The following is a 24,292-nucleotide window of genomic DNA, read 5'->3' on the forward strand; positions in this document are numbered from 1 at the left end:
GCGGATCAGTAGGCGCCGGCGCTCGGCGGGTAGACGCGCTTCAGCTTGGCGAGCGATTCCGGGCTGTCGACGTCCTTGGCCGTGACGAGCGGCTCCGCGAGGGCGAGGTCCTTGGTGACGGGCTTGCCCGTCAGCGCGTTGTAGACCTGCTGCACGGCCTCGATGCCCTGGCCGCCCGCCTCCTGGAGGAACAGGCCCTGGATGGTGCCCTCCTTGAGGAGCTTCACCGTGGTGGGGCTGCCGTCCGCCGTCGCGACCCCGACCTTGCCGACGAGGCCACGTGTCTGGAGCACCTTGGCGGCGCCCGTCCCGGCCTCGTCGTACATGCCGTAGATGGCCTTGACGTCCGGATGCGCGGTCATCAGGTCGTTGGCCTGGTCGACGGCCTCCTTCACGGTCAACCCGTGGGTCTGCAGGACCTGCACGAGGTCGCAGCCGCCGGCCTTGAAGGATTCCGTCGCGCCCTTGAGGTATTTCTGGGCGTTCTCCCGGTCCTGCGGCAGGGACAGCATGCCGACCTGCTTGCCGCCCCGCTCCGTCGCGAGATCGCAGACGAACTTGCCCTCCTGGCGTCCGGCCTCCTCGTTGTTGGCCGTGACCGACGAGGTGAAGTCGGTTTCGCCCGGCTGGGGGCCGATGCCCGTGAAGGCGACGGGCACCTTCTTGTCCTTCAGCACCCGGAGGACCGGCGGCGTCGAGGTGGAGGACACGGGCCCCATCACGATCGCATCGACGCCCTTGGTCAGCGCCGTGCGGACGTTGGCCATCTGCTCGGCGGGCGAGTTGTGGGAGTCCATCTCCATGTAGGTGATGCCGAGCTCCGCCGCCCTGGTCTTGGCGCCGTAGGCCACCCACTGCCAGTAGGAGATGTCGAGCGAGGGAGCGATGTAGGCGACCGTCCAGGTCTTTTCGGCCGCCCCGGAGGGCGCCGCGCAGGCCGCCGACAGCGCGCCGCCGAGCAAGAGAGCCGTGATCCGTTTCGTCTCGACCATGATGTCCTCCCTGGGAGTGCTGCCCGGTGCCGTCACGCCCGGGCCTTGGTGACGCGGTCGATGAGCACCGCGACGAGGATGACGAGGCCCGTGACCGAGCCCTGCCAGAAGCTGTTGACGCCGATGAGGTTCACGCCGTTCTGGATGACGGAGATCATCATGGCGCCCAGCATGGCGCCGACCGCCGATCCCGTGCCGCCGAACAGCGAGGCGCCGCCGATCACGCAGGCCGCGATGGCCTGCAGCATCATATTGCCGCCCGACGTCGCCTCGGCATTGGAGATGTAGCTGAGGCTCAGCATGCTGCTGAAGGCGGCGAGCAGCCCCGAGAGGACGTAGACGCCGCAGCGCGCGCCCCGCACCGGGATGCCGAGCAGGCGCGCCGCCCGGTCGTTGCTGCCCACCGCATAGATCCAACGACCTAGGACGAGCTTGCGCAGGGCCCATTCGAGGCCGACGACGCCGACGAGACAGAACAGCAGGTAGTTGACGACCCCCGGCACGAGGGCGCCCCCGTTCAGGGTCCAGAAGTCCGGGTCGAGGATGGCGATCGAGTGGCCGTCCGTGATCACGAAGGCGAGGCTGCCCGCGACCGCGTAGGTGATCAGCGTGACCACGAAGGGCGCGAGGCCGACAAAGGTGACGAGGAGGCCGTTGACGAGGCCCACCGCCGCGCCGAGCGCGAGGCCGGCCAGCGTGGCGGAGGGCCAGGACCAGCCGGCCCCGAGCGCGAGGCCCGCCACCATGCCGGACAGCGAGAAGGTGGAGCCGACCGACAGGTCGATGCCGCCCGTGATGACGACGAGGAGTTCGCCGAGCGCCATGATCACGAGGGGCGCCGCGGCCTGGGCCACGTTGGCGGTGTTGCCGGCCGAGAAGACCTGGGGCGACCAGAAGCTCACCACCACGTCGATCAGGAGGATCGCCGCCGCGATGGCGAGCTCGGACCGGTATTGGCGGAAGGCGCGCACGGCCTGCGGGGCCCGGCTCGGTCCGGGCGCCGCGGCGGCCGGAGAGGTCACGCCGGCGCGGGGCAGATCGGTCATGCTGGGGTCTCGCTGGGTCATGATCAGGCCGCCATGCCGGTGGCCCGGGCGAGCGCCACATCGGACAGATCGTCGAGCAGGGCGCTCGGCTCGCCCGTGAGATCGAAGGCGATGGCGCGGGTCGCGACGGCAGCCAGTTCTGAGAATTCCGTCGACCACCAGACCACGATGGTGCCCGCCTCGGCGAGCCCGCGCACGATCTCGTAGATGTCCCGTTTGGTGCCGACATCGACGCCGCGGGTGGGCTCCTCCAGCACCAGCACGGCGGGGGGCGTGTCGAGCCAGCGGGCCAGCAGCAGCTTCTGCTGCGTGCCGCCGCTCAAGGTGCGCGGCAGCACGTCGACCGACGTCGCCTTGATCGACAGGAGCCGGAGGGCGGCCTCGGCGCGTTGGACCTCGCGGCCGAGCGCCAGCCTGGCCCGCCGCGCCACGCGGGTGCCCGCCACGATGTTGTCGGTGAGGGGCAGGGTCGCGAGCAGCCCCTTCTCGGCCCGGTCCCCCGACACGTAGCCGATGCCGCGGCGCACCGCCTCGGCTGGGCTGCGGAAGCGAAGGGGCCGCCCCCCGAAGGCGATGTCCCAGCGCCGGGACGGGGCGGCCCCGATCAGCGCCCCGATGAGGTCGCCCGGTCCCTCGGGTGAGCCGGCGAGGCCGAGGACGTCTCCGGCCGCGAGAGCCATGGCCAGTGCCCCGCAGCGCAATTCCAGGCGAGGCTCGCCGGACTGCGCCTCGCCGCGCCGGACAGGCGGCGCCACGGCGGCCCGGGCCTGCCCCATCGCGGCCACGATGGCATCGTCGTCGATCTCGCCGAGCGGCGCAGCATCCACGGCGGTGCGCCCGTCACGGATCACCGTGCAGGCGTCCGCCACCGCGCGGATCTCGTTCATGCGGTGAGACACGAGGACCGCGCTGATGCCTTCGTCGCGGGCGAGCCGGCGCAGGATGGCGAACAGGCGCTCGCTTTCCCCGAAGGTGAGGTTGGCGGTGGGCTCGTCGAGCAGCAGGAGCCGCGCTCCCGAATGCAGCGCGCGGGCGATCTCGACGAGCTGGCGCTGGTGGAGGTCGAGCGCGCCCGCCGGCCGGTGCAGCACCGCAGCCGGCAGGCGGGGGTCGAGGAGCGCCAGGGCGCGGGCCGCGGCCTCGTCGCCCCGGCCCGAACGGTAGAGGCGGAGAGCGCCGCGCTCGGCCGGCAAGCGGATGTTCTCGGCGACGGACAGATGCGGCAAGAGGGCGAGCTCCTGGTGCACCACGGCGACGGCGCCGCGCGGCGCCCCCTCGGCCCCATCGACGCGGACCGTGCCGGCGTCGGCCTCGAGATCGCCCGCCACGATGCGGATCAAGGTGGACTTGCCGGCGCCGTTGCCGCCCATCAAAGCGTGGATCTCGCCCGAGCGCACCCGCAGGCTCGCGCCCTTGAGCACGAACGTGGCGCCGAAGCGCTTGCCGATCCCTCGGGCTTCGAGCGCGAAGGGCCGCGCCGCCTCCTCCACCATGGGTATCCTCGCCTGCCGGGGCGGTCTTCCGCGCCCTTTCCGACATGATGGCCGGGCGCCCTCGGCGGCGGCAAACGAATAAATCGGAACGACAGTTGAGCTGATTTCATCCGGGGAGCGGCGGCTCGCCGAGCTCGGCGAGGAGCCATTGAGCGAAGACGCGCAGGGTCCGGCGCCCGGCGCCCCGTTTCGGGTAGACGAGGCTGTGGCCGACGTAGCGGACGTCCTGCGCGATGCCGGCGAGCGGCGCCACGAGGCGGCCCGAGGCGAGCTCGCGCTCGGCGAGGCGCGTCGATTCCAGCGCGACCCCAAGCCCGTCGGCCGCGGCCGCGATGGCGAGGAAGCTGCGGTCGAAGCGCATGCCGCTGCCGCCCGGGGGTGCGGGCAGGCCGTTGGCGGCGAACCAGTCGGGCCATCGCACCTGCTTGCGGTCGCTCTGGATCAGCACGAGGCCGAGCAGCGACTCGGCGCTGGTGATGCTCGGCGCCAGGGAGGGTGCGCAGAGCGGCGTCACCACCTCCTCGCCGAGCGGCACCGCGACGACCCCCTCGCCCCGCACGGGGCCGTAGACGATGTCAGCGTCGAACTCATCGGCGGCGAGGTGGGGATAATCCGTGCTGGCGGCGAGCCGCACGACGACGTCCGGGTGAGCTGCGAGGAAGGCCGCGAGGCGCGGCGTCAGGCACTGGGCCGCGAAGCTCGGCGCCGAATGGAGGCGCAGAAGCTGGGGGCCGCGGTTCGTCACCGTTTCGATGCCGATGCGCAGCTCCTCGAAGGCTGCACCCACATGCTTGATTAGCCGCTCGCCGTCGGGGCTCAGCCGCACCACGCGCCCGGAGCGCTCGAACAGCACGATGCCGAGCGCCTGTTCGAGGTTCATCACCGCATGGCTGACGGCGCTCGGCGATAGGTTGAGCTCGGCCGCGGCCGCCCGGAACGAGCCATGCCGCGCCGCGGCCTCGAAGGCGCGGACGGCCGACAGCGAAATGGTGTTCAGCACCGGCGGTCGCCGACGAGGTCGACGCATTCCCCGACCATGCGCCCTTCCCTCCCGTCGGCCGCCGTTCAGCGCTCCCCCGGCCCTCGTCCGGGATGGTCACGAGCGGCTGCGTCGGGGAGATGCGTGTCGAACGTCATACCGCGTCTCGACCCGCTGTCGACCACTTCGAACGTTTCGTGTCACGCGACTGGGCCGAGGCGGGCGCGCGTGCCGTCAGGCGCGCCCGAGCTTCGGCCGGTGCAGGGGCAGGCCGTCGCAGGGCACCGCGAGGCTCTCGACGTGGCCGATGCCGACTTCGGTCACGTAGAGGGTGCGACCCGCGGGCGCGAAGGCGCAGTTGGTCGGATTGGGGCCGTGGAGGGCGAGGCGCTCCGCCACCCTGCCGGAGCCGTCGACGACCGACACGTTCCCCTGGCCGTAGACCGTGCAGTAGATCCGCCCGTCCGCGCCGAACTTCATGCCGTCCGGTCCCTTGAAGCCTGGATTGTCGTCCGGTTGGAGCACGTTGGCGAAGAGCTCGCGCCGGGCTTCGCCGGCGCCGAACACGTCGTAACGGTAGATGTCGCCGGGGAAAGAGGCGTTGGCGTAGAGCGCGCCCGCGGCGTCGAAGGCGATGCCGTTGGTGAAGCGGATGCCGCGATCGATGCAGCGCAGGACCACCCCGGCCCGGGGGTCGATCTCGTAGACGCGGCCGTCCCAGGCGAGGTCTAGGTAGTCGGCTCGAAAATTCTGCCCGTCGAGGAAGTCCGTCAGCGCGAGCCCCGAATCGGTTAGGTAGAGGTGGCCGTCCGGCCCGAAGGCGAGGTCGTTGGGGAAGCGGAACCGCCCTTCGTCGCCGCCCTCGATCCGCAGCACCTCGCGCCCGTCGGGGGCGATGCAGACGACGGCGCGGTGGCCCGCTTCCGCGATCCACAGGAGGCCGTCGCCGTCCACCGCGAGCCCGTTTGGACGCCCGCCCGTCGTTTTGACGACGCGGCGCGTCCCCTCGTCATCGATGTGCGAAACGCAGAGCCGGTCGCCCGACATCTCGGTGACGTAGAGCCCTCCCTCGGCCAGCGTCACCGGCCCCTCGGGCGCGCCGACCCCCGCCGCGAAGATCGCGTGATCCATCGTGTTTCCCTCCCCCTGTCGGCCGCGCCTGTCCCGGCGCGGTTCCGCAATTTCAGCTCAGCACGGTCGGCGGCTCAGAGCCATCCCTTCACGGCCGCCACCATGGCCGAGGTCGAGATGCCGTAGCGGTCGTGCAGCGTCGGCAGCGCGCCCGCGTCGAGGAAGGCGTCCGGCAGGCCGATCTGCTTGAACGGCACGGACACGCCCTCGCGCATCAGCACGCCCGCCACGGCCTCGCCGAGGCCGCCCACCACCGTGTGGTTCTCCGCCACCACGACGAGGCGTCCGCCCCGGCGCGCTTCGGCGAGGATCGTTTCCACGTCGAGCGGCTTGATGGTCGGCACGTGCAGCACGGCCGCCTTCACGTTGTCGGTCGCGAGCCGTTCGGCGGCTTCCAGCGCCCGCATGGTCATCAGGCCGCTCGACACGAACAGCACGTCCGAGCCGTCCACGATGCGCTTCGCCCGGCCGAGCTCGAAGGAGTAGTCGTACCTGTCGAGCACGATGGGAACATTGCCCCGCAGGAGGCGCATGTAGACCGGCCCCTTGTGGGCCGCGATGGCCGGCACCGCCCCCTCGATGTCGAGCGCGTCGCAGGGGTCTACGATGGTGAGGTTGGGCAGGCCCCGGAAGATCGCGAGGTCTTCCGTCGCCTGGTGGCTCGGCCCGTATCCGGTGGTCAGGCCGGGCAGCGCGCAGCAGATCTTGACGTCGAGGTTCTCCTCCGCGATCGCCATGCAGATGAAGTCGTAGGCTCGCCGCGACGCGAAGACCGCATAGGTGGTGGCGAAGGGCGTGAAGCCTTCCCGCGCGAGGCCGGCCGCGGCGCCCATTAGCAGCTGTTCGGCCATGCCCATCTGGTAGAAGCGGTCCGGATAGGCCTGCGCGAAGATGTGCAGGTCGGTGTATTTGGCGAGGTCGGCGCTGAGGCCGACGATCTCGGGGCGCGTCCGGGCCAGCTCCACCAGCGCGCGGCCGAAGGGCGCGGGCCGCGTCGGCTGGTCGGCCCCGGCGATCGAGGCGATCATGGCCGAGGTCTTCAGCCGCTCCCCGGCGGGGCGGGGCGCCGGCCTGCGATACTTGTCGCGCATCATGCGGGCCTCCCGGCGTCGAGGATGTCCAGGGCGCGGCTCCACTCGTCGGGTTCGACGCGCAGGAAGTGGTTGCGCTCGCGCTCCTCCAGGAAGGGCACGCCCTTCCCCATGCGGGTGTCGCAGATCACGACGCGCGGCTTGTCCACGTCGCTGTGGCGCGCGCGGTCGAAGGCCGCGACGACGGCGTCGAGGTCGTTGCCCTCGACGCGCTGGGCGAACCAGCCGAAGGCCTCGAACTTGGGGAGGAGCGGCTCGAAGTCGAGCACGCCCGTCGAGGGCCCGTCGGCCTGCATCTGGTTGACGTCGACGATGCCGATCAGGTTGCGGAGCTTGTAGGAGCCGGCCGACATGGCGGCCTCCCAGGTCGATCCCTCATCGAGCTCGCCATCCGAGAACAGGTTGTAGACGAAGCTCTTCGAGTCCTTGCGCCTGAGACCGAGCGCCACACCGACCGCGATCGGCAGCCCGTGGCCGAGCGAGCCGCCGGTGATCTCCATGCCGGGCGTATAGGCCGCCATGCCGGACATGGGCAGGCGGCTGTCGTCCGACCCGTAGGTCTCGATCTCGTCCTCGGGGATGATCCCGGCCTCGATCAGGGCGGCGTAGAGGGCGATCGCATAATGGCCGATGGAGAGGAGGAAGCGGTCGCGGCCTTCCCACTCGGGATCCGCCGGCCGGTAGGTCATCGCGTGGAAATACGAGACGGCCAGCACGTCGGCGATGCCGAGCGCCTGGGCGATGTAGCCCTGGCCCTGCACCTCGCCCATGCGGAGCGCGTTGCGGCGGATCCGGTAGGCGCGCTGGGCGAGGCTGACGTTGGAGAGATGGTTCGGCGGCGGCGCGCCCGGTGCGTCCATCGGTATCCTGCCTCCCTGGATGGAGGCCATGATCGCCGCCATGTCTGGTGAGCGACGCCGAGGCCTTCCGTTTCGGGAACCATCTTGGTGAACTGCAGTCCAGCCGGCAAACGTGGATTTCTCAAGCGTGGATGAGCCCGCCTCACCTTTCGCCGGGCCGATCCGGGGCGGCCTGCCGGTCCTGTTATCAGGCAGGGCAGCACCGCCAACGACCGGGACGAGAGGCGCACACGCCGCTCCCTGAAAGAAGGTCTCCATCTCTTTAATTCATGCCCACGCTGGTCGGCGCCCTGCCATGCGGCTCCATGAGAGCTGGCGCACTCGATGCTGCGCCACAAAAACATTATGCTGCGTTGCGGCACGACATCAGAGAGGTGGTTTCCGAATGACTCAGCAGAGCGGTGTGGCGGACGCGCGATCGACAATCGAGATCCTGGCGGAAGCTCGCGAGCTCCAGTCGCGATATGCACCCCGCCTGATCGGCGTGATCGCTTCCTGCCTCGGTGCGTCTTTGATAGGCCTGAGCTGGAGGCTTCGCGCGCATTCGGGCCCTCAGATCGTCTCCCGCTGAAAGCGGAACATCCATGAGCGACCCGCTCCATCGGCAGGGCGTCGATCGGGTCAGCGCAAAGGCGCCCCACTCTGAGTTCGAAGCGCTGGACATCTGTCTCGGTCGTGGCTCGACGTCGTCCGATCACCCTCAATGACGGCACGGTCGCGCCGTTCACGTCCGATCGACCCATGGAGCCGAGCCGATGGCCGTATCGGCCCGGGCGAGAACAGGACGAGCGCAGTGTGCTGAGGAGCGAAGACGCGTTTCCTGCCAAAGCTACGCGCGCTGCTGTCGACCCAGCACCGCCGCTCGTTGGAGAAGGGACTTGTCTCCGAACCGGATGACGAGATCGGCCGATCCCGGCAAGGGCGTTGAGCAGCTCCGCGCTGAGATGCGCTCCTATCTCGACCGCGGCTACACGGTCGTGAAGATGAAGATCGGCAACGGCATCGCCGAGGACCGTCCCCGCATCGAGGGCGCGCTCGCCGAGATCGGGGGCCGGGCGCGGCTCGCCGTCGACGCCAACGGCCGCCTCGGGCTGAGGGAGGCCATCGCCTATGCCGAGATGCTCAACGACTATCCGCTGTTCTGGTACGAGGAGGCGGGCGACCCGCTCGACTACGCGCTGCAGGCGGCGCTGGCCGAGGTCTACCCCGGCCCGATGGCGACGGGCGAGAACCTGTTCTCACACCAGGACGCGCGCAACCTGCTGCGCCACGGCGGGATGCGGCCCGACCGCGACTGGCTGCAGTTCGACTGCGCCCTGTCCTACGGGCTGTGCGAGTACCGCCGCACGCTGGACTGCGTGACGGCGGCGGGCTGGTCGCCCGCGCGCTGCATCCCGCACGGCGGCCACCAAATGTCGCTCGCCATCGCGGCCGGCCTCGGGCTCGGCGGTAACGAGAGCTACCCCGACCTGTTCCAGCCCTTCGGCGGCTTCCCGGACGGGGTGCGCGTGGAGGACGGCCACGTCGTTCTGTCGGACCTGCCCGGCATCGGCTTCGAGGGCAAGGCCGAGCTGATCCGGGTCATGCGCGAGCTCGCCGACTGATCGGGGTGCGGTGGATCCCTGGTCAGCGCCGGCATGCCGCATGCTCGCGCGCCCTTGCCTCGCTTGACGGGACCGATGGCGTGCAACGGGCCGCGGCTCGACCGAGCGAGGGTCGGCTCTGGTCGATCTCGCACGCGGAAGCAGCCGTTCCGCTGTCCACCCGACCTCGCCGTTGTCGGGCCGTGCGGCCGAGGTCGCCCAGGGCCGGTCGCGGAGCCCTGCCCCATAAGTTTGGCACGGCCCCGCACACCTTGAGCGACAAGCAAGATGGGACTTCGCTAGCCTCTCCGACCGTCGTCAGCGGCAGGGCCCGGCCGGCAGGCAGACGCTCCCGCTCCAGCCGAGGTGGCCACGGCCGAAGAGCGAGGGGCTGATACGGTTCACCTCCGCACCGCGGTCGAGATCGAGGACCGACGGCTCGGGGAGGAAGTCCATCATCACCTGGAGCAGGCCGACGAGGTGCGGCGGGTTCGCCGGGTCGCCGTAGCGATCCAGCAGGGCGCCGAGGTACTGCACGAGCCGGAGGCTGTACCGGCCCCCGCTCTCCTCCGCCGGGGGCTCGATCCAGGACAGGACGTCGCAGGCCGTGCCGCAGAGTTCACCCGGCTCGGGGCCGAGGGCGGCGTCGGCGACGTCATCGAGCACCGCCTCGACGAGGTCGTCCATGGCGACGTAGGGCGCGGCCGTCGCGAGCAGGTCGAGCAAACTGACGAAGGCCAGCCGCTGGGCGAGCCCGTGGTCGAGGTCGGTCAGGTCCGGTCGCTCCTGAAGGCGGCGACGGTGCTCGTTCAACAGGCGGTGGTCGGGAAGGAGGGGGGCGAGGTCGGCGATCATGGTCCAGGTCCGGTCGACGGATTGGGGGAGCGCAGGACCGCGCCGAAGGCCAATGGCGGGCAGCGCGGCCATGCCCGACCCTTTACGAGACAGTCCCCGAGCGCCGCGGGGCGAGGCCGGCTCCATTGTCGGCGATGATCGGCGCAACAACATCGCCGTGGATCTCAGAGCCGCGCGGGCGGCCTCGTCCGCTTCTCCGCACCCCGTGCCAAAGCCCGCCGCTGAGCCGCGGCCAGCCGGGATGCTGCCGTGCCTCCAAATAGGCGAACTTGAAGGAGGCGGCGTGGTCCACCTCGCGGAGCACCGGTCGCCCATCGACATACGATGCGCTATCATAGGGTGCAGCACGGTGACGCTCGCGGGGCCGAGGGGCCGTCCCTGAGACCGTCAGACAGGCGAGCGAGCCGACGGTGGTCGGCCGTCAGTGGAGACGCACTCTGTCGGAAGCTCCAGAGCCTGATGAGCGGGACGACGGCCCGTGGATGAAAAACCATCCAACACGTCGCGTTCGTTTGCGATTTCCAGATCTGATCGAGAGCGAGCCGCCTGTTGGCACGATGTTTCTTGATGCGGCGCTGGATCTGCTCGGTCGCGAGCGCTTCCCGAAAGATTGGGGGATGACGGCCATTTGGAAGCAGCAGCCCTTCCGCGCGGCGACCAGTGACGGGCCGTTCTATCGCTACCGCCCATCGCGAGATGAAGGTGGCCGATGGACGATACAGCGCGCAAAAACCGTTGGGGGTTACAATCCTGATCATCTTAAGCAGGCGGAAGATATTTACCGGCAGGTGGCCACGCAGTTTCGCCTTGGAGCAGAACAAGGCTTGTTCCGAGCGCAGTATGCCCGATCAGATGACACGTTCAAGGTGGTAAATCCAGCAAGGTGGTCACTCGGCCTGATCGGAATATTCTACACAGGCTTTGTCTATCGCGGGCGGCCAAGTGATTGTCGGTCTCGAGCACCGGTCTTGATAGACGCGAACAGCTATGAAGCTTGGCTCAGGCATCCCGATAGCCCAAGCAAAGAGATGTCACCCGCGGCGCTGGAGAGGCTTCTAACTACCCTGATTGAGTGCTCTAACCGTAACGATATTAAATTCACGAAAAAACGGCTCTGGAGGTTGGTGAGCCAGATCGCTCAGGAACAGCAGGTCACATTGGCAGAACACCGCTTCAATCGCTCGATCTGGGACGCATCTGGGATGAAGCCACACCATGCCCGGGCAGGAAAGCCGACCCGGGAACAAAAGCAGGCACTCGACAGGGCTGAGGCAGAGGTCAGGACATCCATCGCACAGGCAATCCAGACCCGACAGCAACCTCCAGCCATCCATACCTAATCCACAAGCTAAACGAATAGCCATCTGCGTCGTTCGCCTTTTTGGGCCGAGAGAATCGATCGATGTGAAGGACCGTCTCGAGCAAGAGGACGGTCACGATGACTAGGGCCTGTTAGGGCTTGATCCATTGCACGACGGCGGCGAGGCAGAGCACACCCATGAAGGATGCGGCAGTCTTTTCGTAGCGGGCCGCGACGGCCCGCCATTCCTTGAGGCGCGCCCAGGCGTTCTCGATCTGGTGACGGTTGTTGTAGATCCAGGCCGGACAGCGGACGGGCGCCTCGTTGCTCTTGGTCGGGACGGCGGGTCTGGAGCCCATGTCCCAGATCGCGTCGCGGAAGCTGTGGGCCGCATAGCCTTTGTCGGCCACCACCCATTGCGGCGCCCGCGGCAGACCCGCCAGCAAGGGGCCGGCCTGCGGCAACTCGTGCGCCTGCCCGGGCACGAGGCGGAACGCCACGGGCCGGCCGCGGCCGTCGCAGATCATGCAGGCCTTGGTGCCGTAGCCGCCACGAGAGCGGCCCAGCGCTTCACGCTCGTCTCGCTCCGGCCCCGAGACCCCCTTTTTTCCGCGCCCGCCGCCTTGTGGTGAGCCCGGATCACGGTGCCGTCCAGAAACACGAGGCCCAGCGACAGGTTGCCCTCCTGGCACAGTTCCAGAAGGCGCTGCCACACGCCGAGCTTGGACCAGCGGATCGACAGTTGCGCAGCCCGCCACCACGGGCCCAGGTGAGGCGGCACGCTCCGCCACTTGGCGCCGTTGTCGTGGCGCCACACGATGGCCGACAGGGTGCGCCGCAGGTCCTGGGGCAGAGTCTTGCCCTTGGGCCGGACTGCTTCAATCAGCGGCGCCCACAGCGCCCACACCTCGTCGTTGGAAAAGTCGATCGCTTCAGACTGGGTCATACACCCCAGATAGGGACTGCAGCCAAGCCCTAACAGACCCTAGTAGGTTGAACCCAAGCTCTACCGCCAGCAATGCGAGGAGGGAGGAAGCGCGGGCGGTGCGCGTCATTCTCGCGAACGAGCCGCTCTACGGCGACGGTCCGCCGCAATGGTTTGAGGGGCGGCGACAGCGGCCGTGTCAAACGGCCGCACAGGCGCAAGCCGAACGGCGGCGGCGGGTGAAGCGCCTCCGTCGTTTTGGCAAGAAGCAGCCTGCCGCCCTGCGTGTGGCTGACAGGCTCGAAGCTTGTCAGCCAGAAGCTCGATGCCACAGCGGCGCCTGTCCCGAGTGCGCCCGCGCGTGGCAACGCTGGTTCGTTACGGCGACAACGGGCTTCCTCAGCGCGCAGGCGGGCGGCGTCGCCGGCAGCACGATCTTGTCGCCGATCCACGCGGCCGGCCTCGTGGCACCTGGAGAGTTGCGGCCGTGAGCGCACTCCAAGCGCTCGCCGCCGTGCTCCGAAGCGCCCTGCAAGATGCCGACGTCCGCCATGCGGTCATCGGCATCGATATCTCCTACAACGAGCACCTGGAGCAGTCGCTTGCGCCGCACTGGATGCTCCACGCGCGCGCCCACATCCCTGATCCCATCGATTTGGTCACCGTGGCGAGGCTGCGGACACATTTCCCGCGATCACGCCGCATCCCGCGGCCATGCCGAATCACGCGACTGGACGGCAATCCCGCCGGCATCGCCTATGGGATGAAGCCGGATTTCGAGCGACGGCAGAGCTACGAGCAGGAAAAGCGCACCGCGGCGAATCCTCGCCGCTGCCGCAATACACGAGGGCGGCCGCTCCGCGGCATCGACGTGGTCGAACTGCTCGCCTACCTCGACCACATCGGGCTCCGACAGCGCCTCATCCTGCATGGGACGGCGCTCGTACTCCGAAGTGATGGCACGGTCGTCATCCGACCGGTTCATCGACCTCGCAATGTGCGTCCAGGTTCAACCCCGTAAATCAGGTGTGGGCGCCCCTCTGCATGGGAAGTGTGTGAACTGCACAGGGGCCCCTACCCATGACCGCGACATGACATGCACCTCGGTGAGCAGTGAGCACTTGGCCTCATCTGCTCACCGCTCACCCAAAACGGAGAATAGCTATGGTGACGATGCCCATTAGCGAGGCGATGCTTCGCAGAATTGATCGTCGGGCGGCCAGATCGGTTCGGGAAGCGAGGACGGCGACCTTACCTCGTGTTGACGTGAGCGCCCTCATCCACGACCTCGATCTGGATGTCTATGCGCTTGAACTTCGCTTCGCGAAACTGGACGGTGACATCGGCACGATCACGTTTCCGCGGTCGCTGAGCGCCACGCCCCACGAGATCGTCCGGCAGCTTCTCGACGCCGGTGCGTTGCTGCCGAACGATCGCAAAACGGCGACCGAGCTGGTGCAGGCGAGCCTCACGACGGAAGCTCCTGATACGCGGGAGACTACACGACGCGGGGGTTGGCATGGGCCATCCTTTGTCACCCCGAGCCGGACCTATGGACCGGCATCGGGGCGCTTGCAGTTTGTCGGCACGCCGGCCGCCGACCCGGGTATCGGCCTGCGATCGGGCTCCTTTGAGGGATGGCGAGAGGGGATGCGCGAGCCATGCAGTGCATCCAGCTTCCTGACGTTCGGTCTCGGCATCGGTTTCGCTGGCCCGCTGCTCGATCCGCTCGGGGAGGACGAAGGCGCGGTGTTCAACTTCTTCGGGTACTCCAGCGGCGGCAAGACGCTCGTTGCGCGCTGCTTGCACTCCCAAGCTGGCCGTGCCCGTTCATCTGATCTCGCGACCTACGGCATCACCCTGCGCGGCGCTGAAGAACTTTGCTTCGCGCGCAACGACGGAGCCGTCGTCTTCGACGAGGAGAGCCGCGCCAACGGGTCGGTCGAGAAAAGGCGCGAGAGCATCCGTACCCTCGCCTTCATGGTCCCAAGTGGTCGAGGGACGATTCGTTCGGAACGGGTCGGCCGCAAGCACGACCTGCCGAACTTGACGTGGCGCGTTTTCGGTCTGTCGTCCGGCGAAAAGCCGCTCGAAGAGCCGGGCGCGCGTCGCGTCGCGGGCGAGCAGGTCCGGCACGTCGACATCAAGATCCCCGATACCAGCCGCGGGGGAATTTTTGACTTGATCGAGGGGGAAAACGAGGAGCGCGGTCGCGAAGGAGCACGGCTGGCGGGGCTCGTGGAAGCGACGCTCGCAGCGCACTACGGCCTCGCCCGCGGGCGCTACCTTCGTCGGTTGACGGCCGAGCGGGCTTCGCTTGGGCCGGAGATCACCCAAATCGTCGAGGAGTTCATCGCGGCAGTAGGGGCGGATACGCAGGCGTGGGAACGTCGCTTGGCCCGCAAGTTCGGCATCGTCATGGCCGGTGCGACTCTGGCTGCGCAGTGGCAGGTGGCGCCATTCACGCCTGAGTGTCCGTCCGATAAGGGCACGTGGGGTTGAGTGGCCGGGGCTGAGATGATTCCAGGAGGGTGCTGAAACCTGATCTGGAACCGCCATGTGGACCCCGGCCACCCGCGAGCAGCATAGCCGCTCCGAACTCCGCTACTCAACCGATCTGACCGACGCCGAATGGGCCGTCATCGAACCGCTGTTGCCGCCCGGCAACCCGCTCGGACGGCCCCGGCTGTGGTCGTTGCGGGAGATTGTGAACGGCATTTTCTATGTGCTGCGGGGCGGCGTTCCCTGGCGCCTGTTGCCGAAGGACCTGCCCCCGAAGAGCACGGTGTACGGCTACTTCAGCGCGTGGCGCGATGAGGGCCTGTTCGCCGGCATCAACCACCATCTCGTCATGCTGGATCGCGAGCGGGCCGGGCGAGAGGCTTCGCCCACCGCGGCCGTGCTCGACAGCCAGAGCGTGAAGACCACGGAGAGCGGCGGTCCGCGGGGCTACGACGCGGGCAAGAAGGTGAAGGGTCGCAAGCGCCGGCCCTGGTCGACACGGACGGCCGCGCCCTGGTGCTCGACCCGCAGCCGGCCGACGTGCAGGACCGCGACGGGGCCGTGCCGGTGCTCAAGCAGTCACGCCGTTCATATCCTTTCATCGCCAAGGCCTTCGCCGACGCGGGCTACGCCGGCGACAAGCCGGACAGCGCCACGCTCATCGCCGTCGAGATCGTCCGCAAACCACCCGGGCAGGTCGGCTTCGTGGTTCACCCCCGGCGATGGGTGGTTGAGCGCTTCTTCGCCTGGATCAGCCGCAATCGACGCCTCTGGAAGGATCCGGAGGCCACAATCGCATCCGCAAAGGCCTTCCTCTACGCTGCGTCCGTCATGATGCTGCTACGTCGCATAGGTTGCGCAGCCTGACTTCCCGGACGGACTCTGAGCACGCCCACCGCTGTGTCCACAACGTGTACCGGGCCGCCCGCCGATCCATCTTTTCGGTTCAGGAACAGACGGATGACCTCGTGCGTGAGTTGCACGAAGCGGTCAGTTCCGGTCGCTTCCCGGCTCTGGCCAAGGGCGAAGCTCTGCCGGCCGACCTGACCGACTTCGCCTGGGGCTTCCGACGTGAGCAGGATGGGCATTGGATCGTGGCCGTGCTCCCGGACCGCTTTGAGGCGCTCGCCCCCTCGAAGCCGAGCGCCGGCGCGATCCTCGATGTCTTGGTTGAGAAAGGCACGGCCCTTCCGGGGCTAGACGGGAAGCGACATCGTCAGATGGCGGCTCTTGGCTTTCCCCGGGCCGGGCGGGGCCGGTGGGTGTGCCTGCTCGCATCTAAGCTCTGAGGCTCGGGGCGGTCGACCGAATCAGCTTCGATCTGCTCGCGGCGCAACAGCGCTGCTTGCACGTCGACCGCCTCACCTCCCCGACGCCCCTACAGCGGGGGTGACGCTGCTACAGCAAGGTGATACAAACCACCTGTCAGGTGCTGGCCTAAGTGTCTGTTTTTGCTTGCTGCGAGGAACGAAGTGCCCGTTCCTCTCCAGGGCACCAAATGGCGCCAAGCCGTTGAAGTGCTGAGTTTGTTGGATTTGCGACCGCCGGCTGGTACTTAAACTCGTCACATGGGCTCTCCGATGAGCCTTCGAATGGCGAGCCCCGTCCGCCGCGACGACTCGGCCTTTGTTCAACTCCGAAAGTGCATTCCTGCCGACGTGCTGGCGAAGGCCAAAGGCCGCGCCTTCGTCATAGAACTGCCGGCCGTTGGCTCAAAGCCGGTCATCACTCTCACAGCCAAACTCGCGGCAGAGGTGAAGCTGTCGCTTCGCACCGCCGACCCTACGGAAGCCAAGGTGCGGATGGCGAGCGGCACCGCCGCGCTCGTGGACGGCATCCGCAAGGGTCCCCTTCCTCTCACTCACGAGAAGATTGTGGCCCTCTCCGGCGACGTTTACCGGAGGACCGCGCGCCGCGAAGCTGAGCACGTCGGGCACGCGCTGCCGCACGATCGATCGATTGTGTGGCTTGTATCAGGATCGACCGAGCGCTGAGGCTGGCCTTGCACGACCGTTTCGGTGCGGATAGCTGTGCGGCTGCTTGAAAGCGACACTGGTAAATCGCTGATTTGTTGGTCGGAGTGATAGGATTCGAACCTACGACCCCCTCGTCCCGAACGAGGTGCGCTACCAGGCTGCGCTACACTCCGACCCGGCCGATCCGGCAGCGCCGTTCGGTGAGCACGGTATAGCGGCATGGAATCTCCACCGCAAGCCCGGGAGACGGATTTATCCGGATCGGGCTCCTGCTCGACGACGACGCCTGATCTCCTCGCAACGAGACCCCCGTTTGCGTTCCGACCGTCAAAGGCCGGGCGTGCATGGCCGTTGACGACGGACGGTTCAGCACCCCGCATGCGGTGAGGGAGGGCATCCGCAAGCGGATCGAGGAGGGTCTCGATCAAGCCCGTGCGTCTGGGCGGCTGGACCGCATCCAAGTGCGGGATTGCGCGCACGTCGACACGGCCTCGCCTTTCCGGCTGCATCCTGCCGACTCACGCGGCGACCCGGGTTACTCTGACAGCCCAAAATCGCGTGGGCGTGCCGCTCGGGGCAGCGGTCTCCCACCCAGCCCAAACGAGGTCGCCCAGCCACCGCGAGCGGCAGGGCGCGCAATCTGCACCCCGGCAGCGAGTGGGTGATTCGACGACAGAACGTAGAAATTCCTAGCAGCTTTATTCCATTGCAGAACCCTCTCCAGCGGACGGTGGCGGCGCTCCGCGGGACGGCTGAGACGTTAACGCGAATGAACGCGTTTCGCCGGCATCGGCACCACGGCCCGTGAACGCGGCGCGGGCAGGGTGCTTGCACGGCCGACGGGCGGCCGGCGGGAGAGGACGATGCTCGACGGGTCATGGCTGTTGGCGGGCGGATCGCTCGCGCTGGCGAGCCTCGCCGTCGCGGACCGCCTGCGCCTCGGCCGCCGGCTGAACGGGGCGCCCGCGGGCCGAGCCGCTGCGGCCGCCGCCGGACCCGCGGCGAGGGCAAGCATGGAGGAGGCGCTGGAGGCCCGCCGCCGCGCCGAGGCGGCCAGCGAGGCCAAGTCGCGCTTCCTCGCCACCGTCAGCCACGAGGTGAGGACGCCGCTGAACGGCATCCTCGGCATCGCCGACCTCCTCGCCGACACGCCGCTCACCCGCGAACAGCTCGCCTACGTGGAGGCGGTGCGGACGTCGGGCTCGGCCCTCGCGACCCTGATCGACGAGATCCTCGACTTCTCCCGCATTGAGGCGGGCAAGCTGGAGATCGCCGCCGAGCCCTTCGATCTCGCCACCCTGGTCGAGGGCGTCGTCGAGCTCCTGGCGCCCCGCGCGCAGGACAGGGGCCTGGAGATCGCGGCCTTCGTGTCGGCGGACCTGCCGCGGGTCGCGGTGGGCGATCCCGTCCGGCTGCGTCAGGTGCTCACCAACCTCGCCGGCAATGCGGTGAAGTTCACCGCCAAGGGCGGCGTCGGGCTCACGGTGGAGCCCGCGGGCGAGGGCCGCGTGCGCTTCGCCGTGTCGGACACCGGGCCCGGCGTGCCGGCCGACCGGCGCGAGGCCATCTTCCACGAGTTCGAGCAGGCCGACGGCACCACCACGCGCCGTCACGGCGGCACGGGGCTCGGCCTCGCCATCTCGCGGCGCATCGTGGCGCTGATGGGGGGGCACCTCGCGCTCGAGGACCGCAGCGGCGGCGGCTCGGTGTTCGCCTTCGCCGTGGGCCTCGACACCCGCCCCGCAGTGGGCTCGTCGCCCGCGCCGGACATGCGCGGCCAGACGGTGCTGATCGCCGCCGCGTCGCCGTTCCAGGCGCCCTACCTCGCCGACACGCTCGACCGCTACGGCGCCAACGTGGCCCTGGCCGACCGCGTCGAGCGCGCCCTCGCCTGGCTGTCCGGCGGCAATGTCCCGGACGTGCTGGTCGTCGACTGCGGCCTCGGCGAAGCGGCCGCGGAGCGCCTCGCCGAGGCGGCGCGGTCCGCCGGCGTGAAGCGGTCCTTCCTCCTGTTCTCGCCCTACGAGCGGCGCGCCTTCGGGCAGAAGCTCGTCGCCGGCTACGAGGGGTGGCTCGTCAAGCCCGTTCGCGCCGCCTCGCTGGCGTCCCGCCTCGCCGGCGCTGCCCCGGCCGAGGCGCGGCGCCCGGCCCGCCCGGCGCCGTCCCCGCGCCCGGGCCGGCGCGGCCTGCGCGTGCTGCTGGCGGAGGACAACGAGATCAACACGCTGGTGGCGATGAACTTCCTCGGCCGGCTCGGCGCCCAGGTGGTCCACGCGTCCGACGGCGGCTCGGCCCTGGCGCTCGCCACCGCGGCCATGCGGGACGAGATCCCGTCCTTCGACGCCATCGTGATGGACGTGTCGATGCCCGTGCTCGACGGGCTGGAGGTGACGCGGCGCATCCGGCAGGCCGAGGCGGCCGAGGACCGCCCGGCCGTCCGCATCGTGGCGCTCACGGCCCACGCGTTCCGCGAGGACCACGACCGCTGCCTCGCCGCCGGCATGGACGCTGTGACGACGAAGCCGCTCGAACTCGCCCGGCTCGACGCGGCGCTCCGCCCCGCGGGCGCCGCGCGTCCGGGGCTGCAGGCGGCCGGCTGAAGCGGTCGCGTCCGGCCGCGATTTTGTGCATGGTCGCCCGCACCCGGCCCGCCCTCACGATGGACGCATGAACGCCCCGACGGCCCTCCACCGCCTGTTCTGGGGCGCGCTGACCGTGGCGGCGCTCGCCTTCGCGGGATCCATCGTGGCGGACACGCTGCGCGCGATCGTGCCGCTCTGGTCGCCGCTGCCCTGGTTCGACGAATGGGCCACGGTGGAACTGCTCCGCGCCTGGCACGAGGGCGAGATGAGCGCCGCCGAGGTGCTCTTCGCGCAGCACAACGAGCACCGGATCCTGCTGCCGCGCCTCGTCTTCTTCGCCGACGACCTGCTGTTCCGCGGCGGCGGATACCTCAGCCTCGCGGCCATCTTCGCGGTCCAGCTGCTCCACGCCGGCCTGTTCGCCGCCGTGCTGGGCCGCGCCCGGCGCTCGCCCGCCACGCCGATGCGCGCCGGCCGCTGGGCCGTGGCGGCCGCCGTCCTGGCGCTGATGTTCAGCCTGCGGCAGGCCGAGAACTTCTCGTCGGGCTTCCAGCTCCAGTTCGTCGCCGTCTTCGCCGGGGCGACGCTGAGCTTCGTGCTGTTCGCCGCGGCGGTGCGGCGCGAGCGGATGAGCGGGGCCGCCGGGGCCGCGCTGCCGGCCAGCCTCGCCGCCGTGCTGGCGACGAGCTTCACCATGGCGAACGGGCTCCTGGCCGGCTACGTCGTCGTGGTGCTGGCGCTGGCGGCGCGGATGCGGCCGCGGGTCGTCCTCGCCTGCGCGGGCTGGGCCCTGCTCGTCACGGCCGTCTACCTCCGCGGCTACGAGCCCGTGGCGCACCACGGCAAGCTGGCAGACGGCCTGCGCCAGCCGCTCGAGTTCCTCGCCTACATCGCGACCTACCTCGGCAGCGTCGTCGCCTCGAACATGCAGGGCGGGGCGGGGCCGCTGGGCCTGCTCGGCCTCGCCGCGACCGGCTTCGCCGCGCTGCGCGTCCTGCGCCAGGGCCGCGCGGCCCACCCCGTATCCTTGGCGATGGTCGGTGTCATGCTGTTCGTCTGCGCCACGGCGGCCGTCACGGCCTCGGGGCGGCTCATGTTCGGCGTCAGCCAGGCGCTGTCGAGCCGCTACGTCACGGGCAGCGTCGCGTTCTGGGCCGCCCAGCTCACCTATTGGTGGATTGACCCGCCGGCCTGGCGCCTCCGCCTCGGGCGCGCCGCGGTGCCGGCCGGCCTCGCCGCCCAGGCCGCGGCCGCGCTCGTCGCCGTCGCGCTCTGCTCCGCCGTGGCGGAGCAGCAGAACCCCGCCAAGGCCCAGCTCGCCGTGCAGAGCTTCAGCCAGAACGAGAGCGCCGACGCCCTCCTGCTCGGGCTCGACGACCACGACGCGACCTCGCGGGCCGCGTGGTCCGACGAGGACGTGCAGCGCCTGCTGCCGACCCTGAAGGCGGACGGGCTGTCGATCTACGGCACCGCCGACGCGGCCGGGGTCGGGCGGCCGGTGGCGGAGCGAGGGCGCCCGGGCGAGGCCTGCGCCGGGGCGGTTCTGTCGGCCGTCGCCGATCCGAGGCTCGGCATCGAGGGTGTGCGGGTGTCCGGGTCGGCGTCGGAGGGCCCGCGGCGGCGGATCGTGCGCCGCGTGCTGCTGGCCGACGCCGCGGGCCGGCTGGAGGGTCTCGCCTCGGGCGCGGTGCCGGGCGCGGCGCGCGGCGCCTGGCGGGGCTACGCGGTCGCGCCCGTCGGCGCCCGCCTCACCGCATACGGGCTCGTCGACGGCGGGCGCCTGTGCCTCATCGGCTCGGCGACCGTCTCGCCTTCCGTTCAGGCCAGCCAGCCCGAGGAGGCGCCGTAGATGATGATGGTGCCGATGGCGGCGCGGTAGACCACGAAGGGCCAGGTCGAGAAGCGCTCCAGGATCTTCAGCAGCAGCGCGATGGCGACGAAGGCCGACACCGAGCCGACCAGGAGGCCCACGGCCAGCACCGACCAGCCCTGCGCGTCGAGGTGGGCCTTGTGGAGCTCGTAGAGTTCCTTCAGGCCCGCGAGCGCGATGGCGGGGATGCCGAGCAGGAAGGAGAAGCGCGCCGCCTCCTCGCGCTTGAGGTCGAGGAACAGCGCGCCCGTCAGCGTCGAGCCCGAGCGCGACACGCCGGGGATCAGGGCGCCGACCTGCGCGATGCCGACCACCATGGCGTCGAGCAGCGTCATCTCGCCGAGCGCCCGGCGGTGGCGGCAGTAGAGCTCTGCTATGGCGAGCAGCACCGCCATGACGATGCAGGACACGCCCACGACCTGCAGCCCGCGCAGCGCCGAGCCGCAGGCGTTGAGCCGCGACGACAGGAGCAGGCCGGCGATCGCGATCGGCACCGTGGCGAGCGCGACCCAGATCACGAAGCGCACGTCCCAGGCGCCGAAGCGGCCGGACAGGACGGCCCGCACCGCGCCACCGCCGATGCCCGACACGTCGCGCCAGAAGTATGAGATCACGGCCGCCAGCGCGGCGAGCTGCATGGCGGCCGAGAAGGCCGAGCCGGGGTCCTGCCAGCCCAGCAGCGCCGGGACGATCCGCATATGCGCCGTGGACGAGATCGGCATCAGCTCGGTGAGGCCCTGGACCACCCCGAGGAACGCGACCTTGGCGTAGCCCAGCGACACGAACCCCGTGTCGATCCCTTCAGTGCAGCCGCCCGCCATGTCCGCCCTCGACGCTTCACGCTCGCGCCGGGCGCGAGCCCGACGATTCGCAGAAGATCATGACAATGCTGAGGATGGCTTTAACGGTTCGGAGATCCCGGTGCCGTCAGCGGCGCAGCGTGCCGTTGCGGCGCAGGTCCTCGCGCAGCTTCTCGAGCGGCGGCGCGTAGAGGAAGCCGAACGACACCGTGCCGTCGCGGCCCTCGACGGCGTGGTGCATCTTGTGGGCCTGGTAGAGGCGCTTGAGGTAGCCGCGGCGCGGCACGTGGCGGAACGGCCAACGCTGGTGCACCAGCCCGTCGTGCACCATGAAATACAGCACGCCGTAGACGACGAGGCCGATCGAGATCCAGAACAGCGGCGCCACCCAGTGGCCGGCGACCATCAGCGCGACCGCGAAGCCGGCGAAGAAGACGGCGTAAAGGTCGTTCTCCTCCAGGAGGTCGTCGTGCGCCTCGTGGTGCGACCGGTGCCAGCCCCAGCCGAAGCCGTGCATGACGTAGCGGTGGATCACCACGGCGGCGAACTCGGTGCCCGCCACGGTGGCGAGAACGATGAGCAGCGGGACGGCGGCGTCGGACACGGTCAACGCGCGGCTCCGCGCATGGCCGGAAGCCGCCACCACGGGACGGACGGGTTGTCGTGGTGCTCGTGGTGGTAGCCGAAGTGAAAGCAGGTCAGCAGCGACATGGTCCAGGAGAAGTCGTTCGAGCGGGCGCGGTGCTCGTCGCCGAACTCCTCCGCCTCCTCGGCCCGGTGGGGCAGGTAGGTTCCGAAGTAGAAGAGCTGGAACGCCGACAGGATCGCGGGCAGGGCCCAGAACAGCAGCAGCCGCTCCATGGGGACCCCGAGCAGGAAGGTGTAGACCGCCGAGCCGGCCACGAGCCGCGCCACCTGCCCGACCGACAGGTATTCGGCGAAGAACCGCCCGAACCAGCGCAGGAAGGGCACGTGGCCGTCGCCGGCGAAGTCCGGGTCCTCGTCGGTGCCCGGCGCGCGGTGGTGGGCGAAATGGCGCGCCACGAGGGCGTCGTACCAGATGCCGGCGTAGAGCATCAGCACGGTGCGGCCGACGGCGCGGTTCACCTTGGGGCGGAACGGCGCCAGCGAGCCGTGCATGGCGTCGTGGGCGATGATGAACAGCCCCACCGACAGCCAGCATTGCAGCGCCACCAGCAGGGGCGCGAGCGCGAGCGCGATGTGCCAGGGCAGCACGAAGACGTCGAGCACGTGCAGGGCGAGCCAGCCGCCGGTGACGGCCGCGGCGAGCGAGAGCCCGACGGCGGCCTGACGGGAAAAGCGGTCCGCGGCGCGGACCGGTGCGGCAGTGGCGGACATGGTGGAGATCCTGCTCAGCAGAGGCGCGTCTGGGCGAAGGTGACCACGATGTAGTCCCTCAACGGCGTGCCGCCAGCCCCGCGGGCCGGCAGCAGCTTCAGCGCCTCGGCGAGGTGGTGGCCGAAGCGCTCGCGCGCGCGCTCGGCGCCCAGCAGCGACACCACCGTGGGCTTGCCGGCGTCCTTGAGCAGGTCCTTCGACTGCGGGCCCGCCGCGACCGACACGTCGAACAGGTCGTCGGCGATCTGGTAGGCGAGGCCGAGGTGGGCCGCGACCTGCCGCAGCTCGTCGATGGACCGGTCGGCGGCGCCGGCCACGCGGGCGCCGATCTCCAGCGCGGCCTCGAACAGCACGCTGGTCTTCTGGTGGTTCAGCGATTCGAGCCGCGCCACGGTGGCGGTGGAGCCCCGGTCCTGCAGGTCGTTCTCCTGGCCGGTGACGAGGCCGTCGAAGCCGATGGCGGCGGACAGGCGCTCGACCAGCGCCAGACGCGTCTCGCAGGGCAGGCGCCCGGCGCGCGTCACCGTGGCGAAGGCCTGGTTCAGCAGCGCCACGGCGGCCAGGATCGCGGTGCTCTCGCCGTAGCGCACGTGCACGGTGGGCTGGCCGCGGCGCAGACGGGCATCGTCCATCGAGGGCAGGTCGTCGAGCACCAGCGAGGCCGTGTGCACCATCTCGGTCGCGCAGGCGACGTCGAGCGCGTCCGCCACGGCGGCGCCGAAGTCGACCGCCGCCAGCAGCGTCAGCAGCGGGCGGATGCGCTTGCCGGGCGCCAGCAGCGCGTAGCGCACCGCCTCGTTGACCCGCTGCGGGCCGCGGTGCCCCACCGGCACCAGGGCATCGAGCCGCGCGTTGACGGCGGAGCGGAGATCCTCGACCAGGGTCGGTTGTGCATAAAGGACTTGCATGCGCGGCGCCGAACCTGCCTTTCCGAGGGAAGACCCCGGG

22 protein-coding genes, 1 tRNA gene and 1 pseudogene are annotated in these 24,292 nt (G+C 69.8%); 10 read left to right on the forward strand and 14 right to left on the reverse strand.

The genetic code is table 11. The annotated features are described in order from the left end of the window. Window positions 1–5: 5 nt before the first annotated feature. The 7 genes from L7N97_RS23140 to L7N97_RS23170 all read right to left on the reverse strand — a co-directional run bounded on the left by L7N97_RS23140 (window position 6) and on the right by L7N97_RS23170 (window position 7,592). A complete protein-coding gene (locus tag L7N97_RS23140) occupies window positions 6–992 on the reverse strand; it encodes a substrate-binding domain-containing protein (RefSeq protein ID WP_237480612.1) in 987 nt (328 codons plus the stop codon). Window positions 993–1,024: 32 nt separating this feature from the next. Continuing rightward, window positions 1,025–2,038: an ABC transporter permease gene (locus L7N97_RS23145; RefSeq protein ID WP_237480613.1), complete on the reverse strand. Its 1,014-nt coding sequence runs from the start codon at window positions 2,036–2,038 to the stop codon at window positions 1,025–1,027. A gap of 23 nt (window positions 2,039–2,061) precedes the next feature. Then, window positions 2,062–3,531: a sugar ABC transporter ATP-binding protein gene (locus L7N97_RS23150; RefSeq protein ID WP_237480614.1), complete on the reverse strand. Its 1,470-nt coding sequence runs from the start codon at window positions 3,529–3,531 to the stop codon at window positions 2,062–2,064. 106 nt (window positions 3,532–3,637) lie between these two features. Further along, window positions 3,638–4,558, reverse strand: a complete 921-nt coding sequence (locus L7N97_RS23155; protein ID WP_255721712.1) for a LysR substrate-binding domain-containing protein — start codon at window positions 4,556–4,558, stop codon at window positions 3,638–3,640. Window positions 4,559–4,744: 186 nt separating this feature from the next. Next, a complete protein-coding gene (locus tag L7N97_RS23160; protein ID WP_237480616.1) occupies window positions 4,745–5,641 on the reverse strand; it encodes an SMP-30/gluconolactonase/LRE family protein in 897 nt (298 codons plus the stop codon). A gap of 74 nt (window positions 5,642–5,715) precedes the next feature. After that, window positions 5,716–6,735, reverse strand: a complete 1,020-nt coding sequence (locus L7N97_RS23165; RefSeq protein WP_237480617.1) for a transketolase family protein — start codon at window positions 6,733–6,735, stop codon at window positions 5,716–5,718. Continuing rightward, window positions 6,732–7,592, reverse strand: a complete 861-nt coding sequence (locus tag L7N97_RS23170; protein WP_237480618.1) for a transketolase — start codon at window positions 7,590–7,592, stop codon at window positions 6,732–6,734. Before L7N97_RS23170 ends, L7N97_RS23165 begins: the two co-directional genes overlap by 4 nt. Window positions 7,593–8,524: 932 nt before the next feature. Between L7N97_RS23170 and L7N97_RS23175 the strand changes: the two are divergent. After that, a pseudogene (locus L7N97_RS23175) lies at window positions 8,525–9,196 on the forward strand (enolase C-terminal domain-like protein); the annotation flags it as partial. A gap of 297 nt (window positions 9,197–9,493) precedes the next feature. On the opposite strand, the gene L7N97_RS23180 reads toward L7N97_RS23175, so the two are convergent. After that, on the reverse strand, window positions 9,494–10,030 hold the full coding sequence (locus L7N97_RS23180; protein ID WP_237480619.1) for a hypothetical protein: 537 nt from the start codon (window positions 10,028–10,030) through the stop codon (window positions 9,494–9,496). 482 nt (window positions 10,031–10,512) lie between these two features. On the opposite strand from L7N97_RS23180, the gene L7N97_RS23185 reads away from it, so the two are divergent. Further along, window positions 10,513–11,370, forward strand: a complete 858-nt coding sequence (locus L7N97_RS23185) for a hypothetical protein (protein ID WP_237480620.1) — start codon at window positions 10,513–10,515, stop codon at window positions 11,368–11,370. A gap of 112 nt (window positions 11,371–11,482) precedes the next feature. On the opposite strand, the gene L7N97_RS23190 is transcribed toward L7N97_RS23185, so the two are convergent. Continuing rightward, window positions 11,483–12,276 (reverse strand): IS5 family transposase gene (locus L7N97_RS23190; RefSeq protein WP_237480621.1). Its coding sequence is split into 2 segments (ribosomal slippage): window positions 11,483–11,940 and window positions 11,940–12,276, totalling 795 coding nucleotides; the frame shifts between segments, so codons are not numbered across the junction. A 98-nt stretch (window positions 12,277–12,374) separates the two neighbouring features. On the opposite strand from L7N97_RS23190, the gene L7N97_RS23195 reads away from it, so the two are divergent. The 6 genes from L7N97_RS23195 (at window position 12,375) to L7N97_RS23220 (ending at window position 16,751) form a co-directional block, all read left to right on the forward strand. Further along, complete coding sequence (locus tag L7N97_RS23195) at window positions 12,375–12,746, forward strand: hypothetical protein (protein WP_237480622.1); 372 nt, start codon at window positions 12,375–12,377, stop codon at window positions 12,744–12,746. Beyond that, window positions 12,743–13,276: a hypothetical protein gene (locus L7N97_RS23200; protein WP_237480623.1), complete on the forward strand. Its 534-nt coding sequence runs from the start codon at window positions 12,743–12,745 to the stop codon at window positions 13,274–13,276. The genes L7N97_RS23195 and L7N97_RS23200 overlap by 4 nt, the downstream gene beginning before the upstream one ends. Before the next feature lie 143 nt (window positions 13,277–13,419). After that, window positions 13,420–14,757: a DUF927 domain-containing protein gene (locus L7N97_RS23205; protein ID WP_237480624.1), complete on the forward strand. Its 1,338-nt coding sequence runs from the start codon at window positions 13,420–13,422 to the stop codon at window positions 14,755–14,757. Between the two features lie 55 nt (window positions 14,758–14,812). Beyond that, window positions 14,813–15,624, forward strand: a protein-coding gene (locus tag L7N97_RS23210) for an IS5 family transposase (protein ID WP_428980972.1) whose coding sequence is annotated in 2 segments (ribosomal slippage) — window positions 14,813–15,245 and window positions 15,245–15,624 — 813 coding nt in all. Because the reading frame shifts where the segments join, the coding sequence is not laid out codon by codon here. A gap of 101 nt (window positions 15,625–15,725) precedes the next feature. Next, on the forward strand, window positions 15,726–16,046 hold the full coding sequence (locus L7N97_RS23215; RefSeq protein WP_237480625.1) for a hypothetical protein: 321 nt from the start codon (window positions 15,726–15,728) through the stop codon (window positions 16,044–16,046). Window positions 16,047–16,349: 303 nt separating this feature from the next. After that, window positions 16,350–16,751 (forward strand): DUF6538 domain-containing protein, encoded by a 402-nt coding sequence (locus tag L7N97_RS23220; RefSeq protein WP_237480626.1) that lies wholly within the window; start codon window positions 16,350–16,352, stop codon window positions 16,749–16,751. A 78-nt stretch (window positions 16,752–16,829) separates the two neighbouring features. Here L7N97_RS23220 and L7N97_RS23225 read toward each other — a convergent pair. Next, a tRNA-Pro gene (locus L7N97_RS23225) sits at window positions 16,830–16,906 on the reverse strand. A 690-nt stretch (window positions 16,907–17,596) separates the two neighbouring features. Here L7N97_RS23225 and L7N97_RS23230 point away from each other — a divergent pair. Then, complete coding sequence (locus L7N97_RS23230) at window positions 17,597–19,333, forward strand: ATP-binding protein (RefSeq protein ID WP_237480627.1); 1,737 nt, start codon at window positions 17,597–17,599, stop codon at window positions 19,331–19,333. Window positions 19,334–19,400: 67 nt separating this feature from the next. After that, window positions 19,401–21,164 (forward strand): hypothetical protein, encoded by a 1,764-nt coding sequence (locus L7N97_RS23235; protein WP_237480628.1) that lies wholly within the window; start codon window positions 19,401–19,403, stop codon window positions 21,162–21,164. Here L7N97_RS23235 and uppP read toward each other — a convergent pair. The 4 genes from uppP to L7N97_RS23255 form a co-directional block, all read right to left on the reverse strand. Next, the gene (gene uppP / locus L7N97_RS23240; RefSeq protein WP_237480629.1) at window positions 21,134–22,006 is read right to left on the reverse strand and encodes an undecaprenyl-diphosphatase UppP; all 873 of its coding nucleotides are present in this window, start codon (window positions 22,004–22,006) and stop codon (window positions 21,134–21,136) included. The genes L7N97_RS23235 and uppP overlap by 31 nt on opposite strands. A 106-nt stretch (window positions 22,007–22,112) precedes the next feature. Continuing rightward, complete coding sequence (locus tag L7N97_RS23245; protein ID WP_237482369.1) at window positions 22,113–22,589, reverse strand: sterol desaturase family protein; 477 nt, start codon at window positions 22,587–22,589, stop codon at window positions 22,113–22,115. Between the two features lie 2 nt (window positions 22,590–22,591). Then, window positions 22,592–23,344: a fatty acid desaturase gene (locus L7N97_RS23250; protein WP_237480630.1), complete on the reverse strand. Its 753-nt coding sequence runs from the start codon at window positions 23,342–23,344 to the stop codon at window positions 22,592–22,594. A 14-nt stretch (window positions 23,345–23,358) separates the two neighbouring features. Further along, window positions 23,359–24,252 (reverse strand): polyprenyl synthetase family protein, encoded by an 894-nt coding sequence (locus tag L7N97_RS23255; RefSeq protein ID WP_237480631.1) that lies wholly within the window; start codon window positions 24,250–24,252, stop codon window positions 23,359–23,361. Window positions 24,253–24,292: the final 40 nt, after the last annotated feature.

The sequence above is a fragment of the Lichenibacterium dinghuense genome (assembly GCF_021730615.1).
In the GTDB taxonomy this organism is placed as follows: domain Bacteria; phylum Pseudomonadota; class Alphaproteobacteria; order Rhizobiales; family Beijerinckiaceae; genus Lichenihabitans; species Lichenihabitans dinghuensis.

What these genes read in the sequence shown, in the direction of transcription:
- L7N97_RS23140 (WP_237480612.1), bottom strand. Translation starts at nt 992, where the DNA reads ATGGTCGAGACGAAACGGATCACGGCTCTCTTGCTCGGCGGCGCGCTG.
- L7N97_RS23145 (WP_237480613.1), bottom strand. Translation starts at nt 2,038, where the DNA reads ATGACCGATCTGCCCCGCGCCGGCGTGACCTCTCCGGCCGCCGCGGCG.
- L7N97_RS23150 (WP_237480614.1), bottom strand. Translation starts at nt 3,531, where the DNA reads ATGGTGGAGGAGGCGGCGCGGCCCTTCGCGCTCGAAGCCCGAGGGATC.
- L7N97_RS23155 (WP_255721712.1), bottom strand. Translation starts at nt 4,558, where the DNA reads ATGCGTCGACCTCGTCGGCGACCGCCGGTGCTGAACACCATTTCGCTG.
- L7N97_RS23160 (WP_237480616.1), bottom strand. Translation starts at nt 5,641, where the DNA reads ATGGATCACGCGATCTTCGCGGCGGGGGTCGGCGCGCCCGAGGGGCCG.
- L7N97_RS23165 (WP_237480617.1), bottom strand. Translation starts at nt 6,735, where the DNA reads ATGATGCGCGACAAGTATCGCAGGCCGGCGCCCCGCCCCGCCGGGGAG.
- L7N97_RS23170 (WP_237480618.1), bottom strand. Translation starts at nt 7,592, where the DNA reads ATGGACGCACCGGGCGCGCCGCCGCCGAACCATCTCTCCAACGTCAGC.
- L7N97_RS23180 (WP_237480619.1), bottom strand. Translation starts at nt 10,030, where the DNA reads ATGATCGCCGACCTCGCCCCCCTCCTTCCCGACCACCGCCTGTTGAAC.
- L7N97_RS23185 (WP_237480620.1), top strand. Translation starts at nt 10,513, where the DNA reads ATGAAAAACCATCCAACACGTCGCGTTCGTTTGCGATTTCCAGATCTG.
- L7N97_RS23205 (WP_237480624.1), top strand. Translation starts at nt 13,420, where the DNA reads ATGGTGACGATGCCCATTAGCGAGGCGATGCTTCGCAGAATTGATCGT.
- L7N97_RS23220 (WP_237480626.1), top strand. Translation starts at nt 16,350, where the DNA reads ATGGCGAGCCCCGTCCGCCGCGACGACTCGGCCTTTGTTCAACTCCGA.
- L7N97_RS23230 (WP_237480627.1), top strand. Translation starts at nt 17,597, where the DNA reads ATGCTCGACGGGTCATGGCTGTTGGCGGGCGGATCGCTCGCGCTGGCG.
- L7N97_RS23235 (WP_237480628.1), top strand. Translation starts at nt 19,401, where the DNA reads ATGAACGCCCCGACGGCCCTCCACCGCCTGTTCTGGGGCGCGCTGACC.
- uppP (WP_237480629.1), bottom strand. Translation starts at nt 22,006, where the DNA reads ATGGCGGGCGGCTGCACTGAAGGGATCGACACGGGGTTCGTGTCGCTG.
- L7N97_RS23250 (WP_237480630.1), bottom strand. Translation starts at nt 23,344, where the DNA reads ATGTCCGCCACTGCCGCACCGGTCCGCGCCGCGGACCGCTTTTCCCGT.
- L7N97_RS23255 (WP_237480631.1), bottom strand. Translation starts at nt 24,252, where the DNA reads ATGCAAGTCCTTTATGCACAACCGACCCTGGTCGAGGATCTCCGCTCC.